This is a genomic window from Pantoea sp. MQR6, from assembly GCF_022761075.1.
In the GTDB taxonomy this organism is placed as follows: Bacteria; Pseudomonadota; Gammaproteobacteria; order Enterobacterales; family Enterobacteriaceae; genus Pantoea; species Pantoea phytostimulans.
The window spans coordinates 399,586-415,317 of the sequence record NZ_JAKYXB010000001.1 but is presented as its reverse complement, the minus strand read 5'-3'; the positions used below and the strand labels follow the sequence as shown (position 1 = coordinate 415,317).

Here is a 15,732-nt window from a genome sequence, read left to right as displayed (position 1 = left end):
CTCATGCCACTGTCAGCGGCGCTGATGCGCCATGCCACTTTTCCTCGTCGTATCGCCTGGAGTAGCGCGATTATCGGCGTTGTCTTCTTTGTTTTATTTACCTCAATATTATTAAATTTGACCTGGCATCATCGCGAAAAGCAGCACCACCAGTTATTAGTGAATAGCCGAGATGCACTGCAACATTCGTTGACGACCTTGATCGATAACACCCTCAATCCCCTTCTGCCTTTTAGTCATGCTAACTGCCACGCGATTAATCGTGAGTTAACGTCGCGCGCAGCTTTTGCCGGTAATCTTCGTGCTATCTTGCTGGTCAAAGACGGCAATGCCTTTTGCTCATCTGCCACCGGCAGCTTTTTTCTGCCGCTGAATATTATCTCTGCACAGACCGATCCCGCGCGCGACACCGATTTGCAGTTATTAAGCGGCACACCATTGCAACCGTCCAAACCGGCTGTGGCGATCTGGCTGAAAAATCCCGGCAGCACGCAGTCAGGCGTGTTTGCCACGCTCAATTTAAGTTTGGAACCGTATCAGCTGCTGGCTTCGTATCATCCTGAGATTTCAGGCATGGCGCTGGAAGCACAAAACAGTGCCATCACCAGTTGGCAGCAGGCAGTCACTAAAAATGATGATTTGCCGCCTTCGCTGATGCAGCTTCAGTTATCCGGCTTTCCGCTGCAATTTGTTTTGTATGGCTCAACCTTGTCACGCAGCGATTACCAGTTCATCTTTCTGAGTGGAACGCTGCTTTCGCTGCTGGTGGGCGGCGTCTGCTGGTTGCTGTTTTCGCTGTGTAAACAGCCGGGAAAAGAGATTCTGCAAGGGATTAAACGGGGTGAGTTTCATGTGGAATATCAGCCACTGATCACTTCTTATAACGGTCAGCCTTATGGCGCAGAAGCGTTGCTCCGCTGGACGCATCCTACTGAGGGCGCCATTCCGCCTGATGTGTTTATTAATTATGCTGAAACGCAAAATCTGATCATTCCGCTGACACGTCACCTGTTCCAGCTCGTTGCACGTGATGCACATCTGCTGAGCCGCCACGTTCCTGCCGGCACCATTATGGGACTGAATATTTCTCCGCTGCATCTGGCTTCCGAGACATTTCGCGATGACGTTCTGTGCTGGATGAAAGCCATGCCTGTCGATCATTTCAGCTACGTATTTGAAATTACTGAGCGCACCATTGTGCGTGATAAAAGCGCCGGTGAACTGTTTAGTTGGCTGCATCGTCAGGGCATCAAAATCGCCATAGATGATTTCGGCACCGGCCACAGCGCGCTGATCTATCTGGAAAGATATGCCTTCGATTATTTGAAAATTGATCGCGGTTTTGTGCAAAGCATCGGGACGGAAACCGTGACATCGCCTGTTTTGGACACCGTGTTGCAGTTGGCAAAGCAGCTGAAGATGAAAACGGTCGCAGAAGGGGTAGAAACCGGCGATCAGGCCGCCTGGCTGATCAATCGCGGCGTTACCCATCTGCAAGGCTACATCTTCAGCAGACCCTTGCGGCCTGAACCGTTAATCGACTACTTTGAGCTTCACAGCGCCTGACCTGCCGTTGGGATTAGGATACTGCTACGCTTTGTTGCTATGACCGACAAGAGAGCGCCATGCTTATACTGCTTCGCTTTTTAACCTTGCTGCTTTGCACTTTTATTGCCCCGCTATACGCGGCAACAATTCAGGAAAGTTATGCCATCGCCGATCTCGGTGAGCCAAAGTATGCCGTTAATTTCACGCATTACGATTACGTCAATTCCGCTGCGCCCAAAGGCGGTAAAATCACCATGGCGGTGGTAGGAACTTACGATAACTTCAATCGCTTCGCCTCGCGTGGCAATCCCGGCGTCAATACCGACACACTTTATGATCGCTTGTTCACCAACTCTGATGATGAACCCGGCAGCTATTATCCGCTGATTGCTGAATCCGCTCGCTATCCCAGCGATTTTAGCTGGATGGAAATCACCCTCAATCCACGCGCGCAATTCCAGGATGGTACGCCCATCACTGCCAATGATGTGGCTTTCACTTTTGGAAAGTTCATGAGCGAAGGCGTGCCGCAATTTCGTGTGGTTTACAGAGGCGTTAACGTGAAGGCGCTCAATCCTTTGACGGTGCGCATTGACCTGCCAAAACCAGACAGAGATTTATTGCTTGGCCTGATGACGTTGCCTGTGATTTCACAGAAATTTTGGCAAGATAAAAAGTTTAACGAACCGCTGAGTCGCCCGCCGTTATCGAGCGGCCCTTACCGTGTCAGTAACTGGAAATTGGGCCAATTTATTGAATACAGCCGGGTAAAAAATTACTGGGCAGCCAATCTGCCGGTGAATCGCGGACGCTTTAACTTTGATCAGATACGTTACGACTATTATCTCGACGATAACGTGGCTTTCGAAGCATTTAAAGCCGGTGCGTTTGATCTGCGCGAAGAGTCATCCGCTAAAAAGTGGGCTACGCAATATCGCGGGCGCAACTTCAGTAATCACCATATCGTCAAAGAGACCACGCCAAATACTGCATCAACCGACACGCGCTGGCTGGCGTTCAACAATGAAAAGCCGCTGTTTAGCGATCGCCGGGTGCGGCAGGCGCTGGGCTTAGCGTTTGATTTTGAATGGATGAACAAAGCACTGTTTTATGGCGCTTATCAGCGTGCCAGCAGCTATTTCCAGAATACGGAATATGCTGCCAGCGGTCTCCCCGATGCCGACCAACTGGCGCTGTTGGCGCCTTATAAAGCGCAATTGCCGCCTGAGTTGTTTACACAAAAATATGCCCCCCCCCATTCCGATGGCAGTGGTTACGATCGTGGTAATTTGTTGAAAGCGCTGAAGCTATTGAAAGAGGCGGGCTGGAGCATTAAAAACCGGCGCCTGATAAACGATAAAACGGGCCAACCCTTTACGGTTGAGTTGCTGCTGCGCGGCGGCACCAACAATGAGTGGGCGTTGCCGTTTCAGCACAGCTTGTCCCGCTTAGGGATCAGCTTGACGCTGCGTCAGATCGACAGCTCGCAATATCTGCGTCGCTGGCGTGAAGGCGACTACGATATGATTTCTACCGCCTATTTAGCCATGCCAACGCCCTCCTCCAGCCTGCAAACCAGCTGGCAATCGGAATACATCGCCTCATCGTGGAATACCGCACGCGTAAAAGATCCCATTGTTGATCACTTCGTGAAAACGATTATGGCGCATCAGGGCGATGCCAAAGCGTTGTTACCGCTGGGCCAAGCGTTAGATCGTATTTTACTGTGGAATGCCTATATGATTCCGATGTGGTTCAATGCTGAACAGCGGCTAGCCTACTGGGATAAATATTCTCATCCTGCCATCAAACCCGCTTACAGCAACGGGCTCGATACGTGGTGGTATGACGTGAACAAAGCCGCACGTTTACCGGCTGATCAACGCTAAGGAGAACGCAGTTGGCGGCATATTTCCTACGCAGGTTTTTACTGATCATTCCAACATTGTGGGCAATTATCACCCTCAATTTTTTTATTGTGCAGATAGCGCCCGGCGGTCCTGTTGATCAGGCGCTGGCAAACATTCAGTTTGGACAAACTACCGGATTACCCGGCGGCGGCGCAGATAACAGCGGCGCACGCGCCAGCCTCAATCATGTCAATCCTGGCGACAATCAATACCGCGGAGCACGCGGGCTTGACCCGGAAGTGATTGCAGAGATCAAACAGCGTTACGGCTTCGATAAGCCCTTATGGCAGCGCTACGTGGAGATGCTGTGGAACTATGTCCGCTTCGACTTTGGCGACAGCCTGTTTCGCAGCGCATCGGTGCTGCATCTGATCAAAGAGAGTTTACCGGTCTCCATTAGCCTGGGATTATGGAGCACGTTGATTATCTATCTGGTTTCCATTCCGTTGGGCATCAAAAAAGCGGTGCGCAACGGCAGCGCCTTTGATATCTGGAGCAGCACCTTTATCATCATCGGCTACTCCATTCCCGCTTTTCTGTTTGGCATCATGTTGATTGTGTTATTCGCTGGCGGCAGTTATCTCGACTGGTTTCCGCTGCGTGGATTAACCTCACCGCAGTTTGATAGCTTACCGTGGTACAGCAAAGTGCTGGATTACCTATGGCACATCAGCTTGCCGGTATTGGCGACGGTTATCGGTGGGTTTGCGACCTTAACCATGCTGACCAAAAACGCCTTTCTTGATGAGATTCGCAAGCAATATGTGGTCACGGCGCGCGCCAAAGGCGTGCCGGAACGGCGCATTCTTTACCATCACGTTTTTCGTAATGCGATGCTGCTGGTGATCGCCAGTTTCCCCGCCACCTTTATCAGTATGTTCTTCACCAGCTCGGTATTGATTGAAGTGATGTTCTCGCTGAACGGGCTGGGTTTACTGGGTTACGATGCCACCATTCAACGCGATTATCCGGTGATGTTTGGCACGTTATACATCTTTACTTTGATTGGCTTGCTGATGAATATTCTCAGTGATTTGACCTACACATTGGTCGATCCGCGTATCGATTTCGAGGGCCGCTGATGACATTATCTCCTATCAATCAGCAGCGCTGGCAGCGCTTTCGTGATAACCGGCGTGGCTATTGGTCACTGTGGGTTTTTCTCCTCCTTTTTTTGCTTTCACTCTGCGCCGAGCTGATCGCCAATGACAAACCCTTGGTCGTTCACTACCAGCATCGCTGGTATGCGCCGCTGTTTTTCAACTACAGTGAAACCGATTATGGTGGGGAGCTGGCCACCGCCGCCGATTATCAGGATCCCTGGCTACAGCAGCGCATTGCGCAGCAAGGTTGGGCAATATGGGCGCCGATACGTTTTAGCGACAGCACCATTAATTATTCCAGCCAGGTTCCGTTTCCTTCTCCGCCATCCGGGCAAAACTGGCTTGGCACCGACGCCAACGGTGGCGATGTGCTGGCACGCTTATTATACGGCACGCGAATTTCGTTACTTTTTGGCTTGATGCTGACGCTCTTCTCCAGCGTGATCGGCATTGTGATTGGCGCAATACAAGGCTACTTTGGCGGCAAAATCGATCTGGTTGGGCAGCGCCTGATTGAAGTCTGGTCTGGCATGCCGTCGCTGTTCCTGCTGATTTTGCTTTCCAGCGTAATCCAGCCTGGCTTCTGGTGGCTGCTTTTGGTGACGGTGATTTTTGGTTGGATGAGCCTGGTCAGCGTGGTGCGGGCCGAATTCTTGCGAACGCGTAATTTCGATTATATCCGCGCGGCGCAAGCGCTGGGCGTCAGCGATGGACGCATTATGCTGCGCCATATTCTGCCCAATGCGATGGTGGCTACGCTGACTTTCCTGCCGTTTATTCTTTGCGGATCGATTACCACCCTGACTTCACTCGACTTTCTGGGTTTTGGGCTGCCAATCGGTTCACCCTCGCTGGGTGAGCTTTTGCTGCAAGGTAAAAATAACCTGCAAGCGCCATGGCTTGGCTTGTCGGGCTTTTTCTCGCTGGCGATCTTGTTGTCGCTACTGATTTTTATCGGCGAAGCGGTGCGCGACGCCTTTGATCCCAGCAAAGGAATCTAAATGACTTCGCCGCTGCTTGCTATTAATCATCTGTCTGTGGCATTCCGCCGGGGCGAAACGCTTCGTCCGGTGGTCAATGATGCTTCACTGCAAATCCACGCCGGTGAAACGCTGGCGCTGGTGGGGGAATCGGGTTCGGGTAAAAGCGTGACCGCGTTGTCGGTGATGCGCCTGCTGCACACCTCATCGGTTGCCTATCCCAGCGGAGAGATTTTGTTCGAAGGCAACGATCTGCTGCATGCCGAGGAACGTGTGCTGCGCGGCATTCGCGGTAATCAAATAGCGATGATTTTTCAGGAACCGATGGTGTCGCTTAATCCTTTGCACCATGTTGAAAAACAGCTGTATGAAGTGCTTTCGCTGCATCGCGGCATGCGGCGGGAAGCAGCGCGAGCAGAAATTATCACCTGTCTCGATCGCGTTGGCATCCGCCAGCCCGCTTCGCGGCTTAATGATTTTCCGCATCAGCTTTCCGGCGGTGAGCGCCAGCGCGTCATGATTGCCATGGCTTTACTCACCCAGCCAAAACTGTTGATTGCCGATGAGCCCACCACAGCGCTGGATGTAACAGTGCAGGCGCAAATCCTTAATTTACTGCGTGAATTGCAGCGCGAACTCAACATGGGCATGTTGTTCATTACCCATAACCTGCACATTGTGCGTCAACTGGCAGACAACGTCAGCGTGATGCGTCACGGCAGTGTGGTTGAACACAATTGCTGCCAAACGCTGCTTAATCAGCCCCAACATCCCTACACGCAACAGCTGTTGGCCGCCGAGCCGGAAGGTCGTGCCCTGCCCCTTGCCAGCGATGCGCCCGTGATTTTGCAAGTGGAAAATCTGCGCGTGGCTTTCCCGCTGCGCCGCGGATTATTCAAGCGTCAGGTCGGCGAAAAGGTGGCATTAAATAACCTCAGCTTTAGCCTGAAACGGGGTGAAAGTCTGGGGTTGGTTGGCGAATCGGGTTCCGGGAAAAGCACTACCGGGCTGGCGCTGTTGCGGCTGATTCAGGCACAAGGCGAAATTTGGTTCGATGGACACCCGCTGCATCACATGCCGCGCAAGCAGCTGTTGCCACTGCGTCGGCGCATTCAGGTGGTGTTTCAGGATCCCAACTCTTCACTCAATCCCCGCATGACGGTGCAGCAAATTATCGCTGAAGGATTAGCCGTGCATCGTCCTGATCTCAGCGCTGTACAGCAGGAATCGCAGGTTATCGCAGTAATGGAAGAAGTCGGTTTGGAGGCCGAAAGCCGCCATCGTTATCCGGTTGAGTTTTCCGGTGGGCAGCGGCAACGCATTGCCATTGCGCGTGCGCTGGTGTTAGAACCGGATTTGATGGTGCTGGATGAACCCACATCCTCACTCGATCGCTCCGTACAAAAGCAGATCCTGACGCTGCTGCGTCGTTTGCAGCAGCAACGTCAGTTGAGTTATCTGTTTATTAGTCATGATTTAGATGTGGTGCGCACGCTCTGCCATCAGCTGATTGTGCTGCGCCAGGGCGAGGTGATTGAACAGGGAGAATGCGAAAAACTGTTTGCTGCGCCGGGTGAAGCCTACACGCGTGAGCTGCTGGCTTCTGCACAGCTGAGTGCCGGTTAGCTTTACCTGTAAATTAGTGCCCGTGAAAGGTCTCAGCAATCGCAACACCCTGATTTTTTAAGCAACAGTTGGTGGCGCTTTCGTCGCTGCGTTGGATGAATAAACAAGGCTGCCCTTCGCACTCAGCGACTTTGCCATCGACCTGAATTGCGGCCAGTACCTCTTTTAGCTGATGCAAAATTTCCCAGGCAGGATGCCCATCGTGGCTGATTAGACGTAGCGCAATAATATCCTGTTCATCTGTCACCCCATCATCAGCTTCGATGGCACTGTGATGATCGCTAACCCAGCGAAAACGCTGTGGCAGGCGATGCACAATCGAAAGTTGCCGCATAATTAGTTATGTCTCCCAGAGATCGACTCTCAATTCACGACGAATAGCGAGTAGCGCAGTGAATCCCTTTTCCCGGTCAAAACAGAATACGGACGTCAAGGCTTGTCTTCTCGTTTCAAAACACTGCATGTCGGAAATTTTATTTTTTGCGAGTGATCTCGCAATTTAGGCTATATGTACCGCGTTCAGCAGCACTTAACAATCATTTTAGACGCAATGCTATTACTTTTTTGGTTATATTTTTTCACATAAAAGAAACATCACACCCGATTCTGGGTGTGATGACGAAAGGGTTTGGTGCAGAACGAAACGGCTGTGCCTGGATCAGGCAGCAGCGCGTGGGCGGGAAGCGTAGAGAAACAGCAGAATAGAAATCGTCGAACACAATGCAATGGTGCCGACCATGGGCCAGGCGCTGGTAAAGCTCACCAGTGAAAGCAATGCACCCACTAACGCACCCACGCCAAAACGCAGCGTTCCCGCCAGCGAAGATGCCGTGCCAGCCATGTGCGGAAACTCATCCAAAATCACCGCCATGGCGTTTGATGAAACCATCGATACGCAACCAATAAACATCGCTATGCCGAAAACCAGCGGTAAAAATCCCAGATTCAACGCGCTGGCGACCAGCAGCCAAACACCCATGCAGAACTGAATCAACAGCCCTAAACGAAACATCGCGACTGGACCGAAACGGCGCACGGCGCGGCTGTTAATCAGCGTCATCACAAACAGGAAAATCACGTTGAGGCCAAAATAGTAACCAAAGTTTTGCGGCGAGACGTGGTTAAGCTCGATATAAACAAAAGGCCCGGCATTAAGAAAAGTAAACAAGCCGGCAAATGAGAAGCCGCTCGACAACATATAACTGAACGCGCGTTTATGGCGAAACAACGTGACAAAATTGCCGAGCGTGGTGCGCAGGTTAAAGCGCTGCCGCTGTTCCGGTTTTAACGTTTCACGGATCTGGGTGGCTACCAGTATGGCGGTAATCACACCGGCGAAAGAAAGTGCCCAGAAAATGGCGTGCCAGTTCCAAATCAGCAGCAACCAACCGCCAACAATCGGGGCCAATAGCGGTGCGATGGTGGTGATCAACATGACAAACGACATCATGCGCGAAAAGTCCTCTTTTGAGTAACTGTCACGCATCAAGGCGTTAATCACCACACTGGCGGCGGCGGCAGATAAACCATGGAGAAAGCGCATGGCAATCAGCTGATCGATAGATTGCGACAGCGCACAGGCTGCCGCAGCGCAGGAAAAAATCAAGGTGCCCAAGGTGATCACCGGCTTGCGGCCAAAACTGTCGGCCAGCGGCCCGTACACCAGCTGCCCAATGGCAAAGCCGAGAATGTACAGATTCAGCGTCATTTGCACGCTACCCGCCGACACCGCAAACTCACGGGCGATCTGCGGCATTGCAGGCAGATACATATCAATCGATAACGGCATTAACATCGCCAATAAACCGAGGATAACCACTAATCCCACCGGTGAATTTTTTTCCTTGCGCACAAAAACTCCCGCTATTTTTGTTTTAGTTCATCGGGCAAGCCGACGCTGGCAATCTCTTCTTCGGTCAGTGGACGGTATTCACCCGGCGCTAAATCCTCGCCCAGCGCTATCTCGCCAATCCGCTCACGATGTAATCCCACTACACGGTTGCCGACTGCGGCAAACATGCGTTTGACCTGGTGATAACGTCCTTCACTGATGGTTAGCAGCACTTCAGTGGGAGTAATAATTTCTAACTGTGCAGGCTGCGTCAGATTCTTTTCACCATGCAGCTGTACGCCCGCCGTGAACTGCGCTTCCGTCTCATCGCTGATCGGTGCTTCCAGCGTTACGCGGTAAGTCTTATCACAATGGTGACGCGGTGAAGTGATACGGTGTGACCATTGTCCATCATCCGTCAATAACACTAAACCGGTGGTATCAATGTCCAGGCGGCCAGCTGCGTGCAGCTTGAACGACATCGGTTCTTCAATGAAATAGAGAATGGTTGGATGATCGGGATCGTCGTTGGCGCAGACGTAGCCTTGCGGTTTATTCAGCATGAAATAGCGCGGGCCAGTCTGCATCTGCAGCACATTGCCGTCGAACTCTACCGCGTGATCGGGCAGCAGTTTGAAAGCGGTGTCACGCACCACTTCACCGTTGACGGTCACTTTATGATTACGGATTTCACGTGCAGCGATGGCACGGCTGACTTCCAGTTGCTGAGAGATGAATTTATCGAGTCGCATGAATTCGTTTTGCCTGTTACTGCGGAGGGAAACTGAAACGGTGTTTTTAACCGTTGAAATTGTGCGGGAAGTATAGCCTGAACCGACGCTGCCTGACAGAGCGTTTGCTGCGCTTTCATGGCATAATTACGGCTGTTTTTATAAAAGTGATGAGCATGTCTTTTACCTTACGCCCTTATCAACAGGATGCGGTTAATGCCACCGTGGCGTATTTCCGTCGTCATAATCAACCCGCGGTGATTGTGTTACCTACCGGCGCGGGAAAAAGTCTGGTGATTGCGGAACTGGCGCGGCTGGCGCGTGGCCGGGTGTTAGTTCTGGCCCACGTTAAAGAGCTGGTGGCGCAGAACCATGCCAAATATCAGGCGTACGGCCTGGAAGCCGACATCTTCGCGGCGGGCCTGCAACGCAAAGAGAGTCAGCGCAAGGTGGTGTTTGGCAGCGTGCAATCGGTGGCACGTAACCTTGCTCAGTTCGACAGCGCCTTCTCGTTGGTCATTGTCGATGAGTGTCATCGCATTGGTGATGACAGCGGCAGCCAATATCAGCAAATTTTCACGCATCTGCGCCAACACAATCCGCAACTGCGCCTGCTCGGCTTGACCGCCACGCCCTTCCGTCTTGGCAAAGGCTGGATTTATCATTTCCACTATCACGGCATGGTACGCGGCGATGAAAAAGCGCTGTTTCGTGACTGCATCTACGAATTACCGCTGCGTTACATGATCAAGCATCAGTTTTTAGTGCCGCCAGAGCGACTCGATATGCCGGTGGTGCAATACGACTTTAGCCGCCTGACTGCACAAGCCAACGGGTTATTCAGCGAAGCCGATCTGAATCGCGAATTGAAGCAGCAGCAGCGTGTGACCCCGCACATTATTCGTCAGATCGTCGAATTTGCTGAAGATCGCCTTGGCGTGATGATTTTCGCCTCAACCGTTGAGCACGCACGTGAGATTTTGCGTTTGCTGCCCGATAACAGCGCCTTAGTGTCGGCAGAAACACCGGCTAAAGAGCGTGATGCGCTAATCCTGGCGTTTAAAGCGCAGCAGCTGAAGTTTCTGGTGAACGTCGCAGTATTGACCACCGGTTTTGATGCACCGCATGTCGATTTGATTGCCATTCTGCGCCCGACCGAATCGGTGAGTCTATATCAGCAGATCGTTGGGCGCGGCTTGCGCCTGTCGCCGGGTAAAACCGACTGTTTGATTCTGGACTACGCTGGCAATCCCCACGATCTGTTTACGCCAGAAGTGGGCGCGCCCAAAGGGGCAAGCGATAATCAGCCGGTGCAAGTTTTCTGTCCGGCCTGCGGTTTTGCCAATACGTTTTGGGGTAAAACCACCGCTGATGGCATGATCATTGAACACTTTGGTCGCCGTTGTCAGGGCGTGCTGGAAGATGATGAGGGCGAACGTGAACAGTGCGATTATCGGTTTCGCTTTAAAAGTTGTCCTGACTGCGGAGCGGAAAATGACATTGCCGCACGTCGCTGCCATCAGTGCGACAAAATTCTGGTCGACCCTGACGACATGTTAAAAGCGGCGCTGAAGCTCAAGGATGCCTTGGTATTGCGCTGCGGCGGCATGACACTGGAACAAGGCCGCGATGACAAAGGCGAATGGCTGAAAGCCACCTATTTTGATGAAGACGGCACCAGCGTTAGCGAACGTTTTCGGCTGCAAAGCCCTGCGCAACGTAAAGCGTTTGAGCAGCTGTTTATGCGCCCGCATCAACGTGCGCCCGGCGTGCCGTTGGGTTGGCAAACCGCTGCGGATGTATTGGCTTTACAACCGCTGCTGCGTCATCCCGACTTCGTGGTGGCGCGCGCCAAAGGTCGTTTTTGGCAGATTCGTGAGAAGGTGTTTGATTATCAAGGCCGCTTTCGCCGCGCAAATGAACTGGGATAATCATTTGCCCGCCTTTGGCATAAGGGCTATAATGCCGCCCGCTTTTGCATGTGCATCAGCGATTTTGAATAACCCTCCTGTTGCTGGGTCGCCTGTAGCAGGAATCATAAAGAGAAATATCAATGTTCACTATCAATGCAGTAGAACGTAAAGAGCAGGGTAAGGGTGCGAGCCGCCGCCTGCGTACAGCGAACCGCTTCCCAGCTATCATTTATGGTGGTAATGAAGCCGCTGTTGCTATCGACCTGGATCACGATTCCGTAATGAACCAGCAGACCAAGCCTGGCTTCTACGACGAAGTCATCACTCTGGTTGTTGATGGTAAAGAAGTTAAAGTTAAAGTGCAGGCTGTTCAGCGTCACCCGTTCAAGCCAAAACTGCACCACATCGACTTCGTTCGCGCTTAATCGCCGAATGGGTTGAAAGTAGAGGGGCCGGTTGAGAAACCGGCCCTTTTATTTTGCCTGCAATCTTGCCGGGTTCGGTTAACGCTTACGCGATTTCTGCCACTTGCACCTTCGATTCAATAAATGCCACTACCGCCCGCGTCACATCCGCTGTTTTCGCCGTGCCGCCCACATCTGGCGTCAATATCCCTTTTGCACACACATTTTCGATCGCTTCCATAACCAACGCTGCCGCGTCATGTTCACCGAGATGCTGGAGCATCTGCACCGCAGTCCAGAAACTGGCAACCGGATTCGCCACGCCTTTGCCGGTGATATCAAAAGCTGAGCCGTGAATCGGTTCAAACATAGAAGGGAAACGTCGTTCAGGATCGATGTTCGCCGTTGGCGCGACGCCAAGGCTGCCCGCCAGCGCACCGGCCAGGTCAGAGAGAATGTCGGCGTGCAGATTGGTCGCGACAATGGTATCCAGGCTTTGCGGATGTAGCGTCATGCGATGCGTCATCGCATCCACCAGCATTTTGTCCCACTTCACGTCAGGAAATTCCAGTGCCACTTCAGCCGCAATTTCATCCCACATCACCATGCCGTGTCGCTGCGCATTCGATTTGGTGACGACCGTCAGCAATTTGCGCGGACGCGACTGAGCCAGTTTAAAGGCATACCGCATAATACGGGTGACGCCAACGCGGGTAAAAATCGCGACTTCTGTTCCTACTTCCTCCGGCAAGCCTTTATGTGTCCGACCACCGTTACCCGAATATTCCCCTTCCGAGTTTTCACGCACAATCACCCAGTCGAGATCGCCAGGTCCGCAATGACGCAGCGGTGGCGTAATCCCCGGCAGAATTTTGGTTGGGCGCACGTTGGCATATTGATCAAAGCCCTGGCAAATCGGCAAACGCAGGCCCCATAACGTGATGTGATCGGGAACGTCTGGTGCGCCCACCGCACCAAAGTAAATGGCGTCAAATTTCTTCAGCGTTTGCAGCCCCTGTTCCGGCATCATCACGCCGTGCTGTTTATAGTAATCCGAACCCCAGTCAAAGGTTTCAACGGCAAATTTCAAACCGCTGTTTTGACGCTCCAGCGCGCGCAGCACCTCAATGCCCGCAGAGATCACTTCAGGGCCGATACCGTCAGCAGGAATAGCAGCAATAGAATAAGTACGCATAGGATTCTCCAGAATCAATTAATGGGTTTTAGCATGAGGAGTTTTAGGATGAGCCAGCTCAGCCGCCTGCGGAGTTTTGCTATTGGCAGACAGCAGGAAAACGATCACAGCAGAGAGCGCCAGCAAACCGGCGACGAAATAGAGCCCCCACGTGTAGGCGCCAGTTTGCTGGCGAATAACGCCAATCATCATCGGTCCTACGAAGCCGCCCAGATTGCCGATGGAATTAATAGTGGCGATGCCTGCCGCCGCAGCCGGGCCTGAAAGAAACAGCGTTGGCATGCTCCACAGCGGCGGTTTTGAGCAACTGATCCCTACCGTGACCAGCGTTAAGGCCAAGATCACTGCCAGCAGCGAACTGACATTACCGGCGTAGATTAGCCCCGCCGCAGCCAGCAAACAGGCCCCTATCACGTGCCAACTGCGTTCACCGGTACGATCGGAATGACGCGCCCAGAGGATCATCGCGATTACGCCGATCACCGCTGGAAACGCATTGAGAAAACCAATGTTCATCGACGACGCGCCGAAGGAGTGAATGATCTGAGGCGACCAAATGCCCAGCGTGTAAAGCCCGGCTGAAGTGCCGAAATAGACCAGCGCCAGCGCGAATACACGACGATCGGCCAGGCCGCGCCAAACGCTGCTGTGGCCCTGTTTTACTGCCCTCGCCTGCTCTTCAGCCTGCATAGTGTTCTGCAACCATGCGCGCTCTTCGTCAGTCAACCATTTGGCTTTCGCCGGACGATCGGTCAGAAAAAACAGCACCACAACGCCAAAGATCACCGCAGGAACGGCTTCCAACATGAACATCCACTGCCAGCCGGCATAACCCAGCAAGCCGTGCATTTCCAACAGCGCCGCCGAAAGCGGGGAACCCAACGCCGTTGAGAGGGGAGCTGCCGCCATAAAAATGGCCGTGACCTGCGCACGGCGCGCTGCCGGAAACCAGAAACTAAGGTAAAGAATGATGCCGGGAAAAAATCCAGCTTCGGCCACGCCCAGTAAAAAGCGCAAGATATAAAAACTGGTCGTGCCTTGCACAAAAGCCATGCAGGCCGAAACCAATCCCCATGTGATCATCACGCGGGCAATCCAAATACGTGCCCCGACTTTATGCAAAATAAGATTGGACGGTACTTCAAACAAAAAATAACCCAGAAAAAAGATACCTGCGCCCAAACCAAATACCGTTGGTGAAAAACCTAAATCCTGATTCATGGTTAACGCAGCAAAGCCAATATTTACGCGGTCAAGAAAAGCGATGAAATAAAGCAGCATAATGAAGGGCACAATGCGTAGAGTTACTTTACGCATCACCCTTTTTTCGAGGTGAGAGTTCATATTAAAGTGCTCCAGGTTTGTGTAGGGAATGTTATTTTTTTGTGTTCGAGCTCAGTATGCCGATTTGCTGAGAGTTATCATTGGCGCGGGTTTATATAAATTATTTGAATAATGAGCGAGCGGAAAATTTATGGATATAAATCAATTGCGATGCTTCATTGCGGTAGGCCAGGATCTCCATTTTGGCCGCGCAGCACAAAGAATGGAAATGATGCCTGCGTCACTAAGTCGCTTTATTCGCTTGCTGGAAGAGGACCTTGGCGTGCGGTTGTTAAACCGTTCAACCCGCAACGTGGCATTAACCCAAGAAGGCGTAGAATTTTTTGATGAAGCGGTAAAGTTGGTGACGCAATTTGATGAGCTTGCGCTGAGATTTAGAGCAGCAAATAAACGTGGCAGGAAAATATTGCGTATTGGCGCCATTGATAGCGCAGCACAGGGTTTAATTCCCCACCTGTTAAATCACTTTATGCAAATTTACCCAGATACGGATATTCATTTAAGCGAAGACAAAACGGTTAACCTTATTCCCCGTTTAAAATCGGGTTGGCTGGATATGATTTTTATTCGGCCACCGGAAAGTCTCGATGCCCGCCTTGATATGCGCTTAATTACCCGCGAAACCTGCGTGCTTGCCGTGCCGGTGAATCACACCCTGGCGAACAGAGACGTGGTTAGCGTAATGGACTTTAAAGAGGAGTCGATGATTGTGCCGGAGCGCAGGACCCGACCGCATAGCCACGATTTGACCATGAATATCTTTAAATCTGCTGGACTTACGCCCCATATTGCGCAATTTGCTGAAGAGAAGCAGACCATTTTAAGCTTTGTCTCTGCCGGGCTGGGATTAGCGATCGTTCCCACGTCGTTTCGCAACATTAACAGCGAAGGCGTGACCTATATTTCACTCAGCATTGATGAAAAAGTAAAAAAACTGCCGCTGAGTGTCGCTTGGCTAAAAGGCAACGATGAACCCAACGTCATGGCCTTACTGCAGATTTTATCAGAGAACAAAGCGATGTTGGTTCAGCCACTCTGAGGGCAATGCTGATTTCAAATCATCTTTAATTTGTTTGAGATACTTCAAAAAAGTAGGTGAAAAGAAAATGTCCTGTTTCAAAGGAAACCGGGCGAGGATGTGCCCGGC

The 15,732-nt window shown here is 51.9% G+C and carries 13 protein-coding genes; 8 read left to right on the top strand and 5 right to left on the bottom strand.

Features of this window, described 5'->3' with window-relative positions; all coding sequences use genetic code 11:
- Positions 1-3: 3 nt before the first annotated feature.
- The 5 genes from MUG06_RS01830 to yejF all read left to right on the top strand — a co-directional run bounded on the left by MUG06_RS01830 (position 4) and on the right by yejF (position 7,167).
- The gene (locus tag MUG06_RS01830) at positions 4-1,566 is read left to right on the top strand and encodes a cyclic di-GMP phosphodiesterase (RefSeq protein ID WP_243077543.1); all 1,563 of its coding nucleotides are present in this window, start codon (positions 4-6) and stop codon (positions 1,564-1,566) included.
- 65 nt (positions 1,567-1,631) lie between these two features.
- Positions 1,632-3,437, top strand: coding sequence for an extracellular solute-binding protein (locus tag MUG06_RS01825; RefSeq protein WP_243078472.1), 1,806 nt, complete (start codon positions 1,632-1,634; stop codon positions 3,435-3,437).
- Between the two features lie 11 nt (positions 3,438-3,448).
- Complete coding sequence (locus tag MUG06_RS01820) at positions 3,449-4,540, top strand: microcin C ABC transporter permease YejB (protein WP_215846173.1); 1,092 nt, start codon at positions 3,449-3,451, stop codon at positions 4,538-4,540.
- Positions 4,540-5,562 carry a microcin C ABC transporter permease gene (locus MUG06_RS01815; protein ID WP_243077542.1) on the top strand — a complete coding sequence of 341 codons (1,023 nt, stop codon included), beginning with the start codon at positions 4,540-4,542 and terminating at the stop codon, positions 5,560-5,562. Before MUG06_RS01820 ends, MUG06_RS01815 begins: the two co-directional genes overlap by 1 nt.
- The gene (yejF, locus tag MUG06_RS01810) at positions 5,563-7,167 is read left to right on the top strand and encodes a microcin C ABC transporter ATP-binding protein YejF (RefSeq protein WP_243077541.1); all 1,605 of its coding nucleotides are present in this window, start codon (positions 5,563-5,565) and stop codon (positions 7,165-7,167) included.
- A 13-nt stretch (positions 7,168-7,180) separates the two neighbouring features.
- On the opposite strand, the gene MUG06_RS01805 is transcribed toward yejF, so the two are convergent.
- The 3 genes from MUG06_RS01805 to rsuA all read right to left on the bottom strand — a co-directional run bounded on the left by MUG06_RS01805 (position 7,181) and on the right by rsuA (position 9,750).
- Entirely contained in the window at positions 7,181-7,501 is a 321-nt protein-coding gene (locus MUG06_RS01805) for a hypothetical protein (protein ID WP_243077540.1), read from the bottom strand.
- A gap of 324 nt (positions 7,502-7,825) precedes the next feature.
- Entirely contained in the window at positions 7,826-9,019 is a 1,194-nt protein-coding gene (locus MUG06_RS01800; protein WP_243077539.1) for a Bcr/CflA family multidrug efflux MFS transporter, read from the bottom strand.
- Positions 9,020-9,030: 11 nt separating this feature from the next.
- On the bottom strand, positions 9,031-9,750 hold the full coding sequence (gene rsuA, locus MUG06_RS01795; RefSeq protein WP_215846169.1) for a 16S rRNA pseudouridine(516) synthase RsuA: 720 nt from the start codon (positions 9,748-9,750) through the stop codon (positions 9,031-9,033).
- 155 nt (positions 9,751-9,905) lie between these two features.
- On the opposite strand from rsuA, the gene MUG06_RS01790 reads away from it, so the two are divergent.
- Both MUG06_RS01790 and rplY read left to right on the top strand, forming a co-directional pair.
- On the top strand, positions 9,906-11,660 hold the full coding sequence (locus MUG06_RS01790; protein ID WP_215846168.1) for a DEAD/DEAH box helicase family protein: 1,755 nt from the start codon (positions 9,906-9,908) through the stop codon (positions 11,658-11,660).
- Positions 11,661-11,782: 122 nt separating this feature from the next.
- A complete protein-coding gene (gene rplY, locus MUG06_RS01785) occupies positions 11,783-12,067 on the top strand; it encodes a 50S ribosomal protein L25 (protein ID WP_215846167.1) in 285 nt (94 codons plus the stop codon).
- 85 nt (positions 12,068-12,152) lie between these two features.
- On the opposite strand, the gene MUG06_RS01780 is transcribed toward rplY, so the two are convergent.
- Positions 12,153-13,241: a tartrate dehydrogenase gene (locus MUG06_RS01780; RefSeq protein ID WP_243077538.1), complete on the bottom strand. Its 1,089-nt coding sequence runs from the start codon at positions 13,239-13,241 to the stop codon at positions 12,153-12,155.
- An 18-nt stretch (positions 13,242-13,259) separates the two neighbouring features.
- Positions 13,260-14,585 (bottom strand): MFS transporter, encoded by a 1,326-nt coding sequence (locus tag MUG06_RS01775; protein ID WP_243077537.1) that lies wholly within the window; start codon positions 14,583-14,585, stop codon positions 13,260-13,262.
- A 130-nt stretch (positions 14,586-14,715) separates the two neighbouring features.
- On the opposite strand from MUG06_RS01775, the gene MUG06_RS01770 reads away from it, so the two are divergent.
- On the top strand, positions 14,716-15,624 hold the full coding sequence (locus tag MUG06_RS01770; protein WP_243077536.1) for a LysR family transcriptional regulator: 909 nt from the start codon (positions 14,716-14,718) through the stop codon (positions 15,622-15,624).
- The last annotated feature ends 108 nt before the right edge of the window (positions 15,625-15,732 follow it).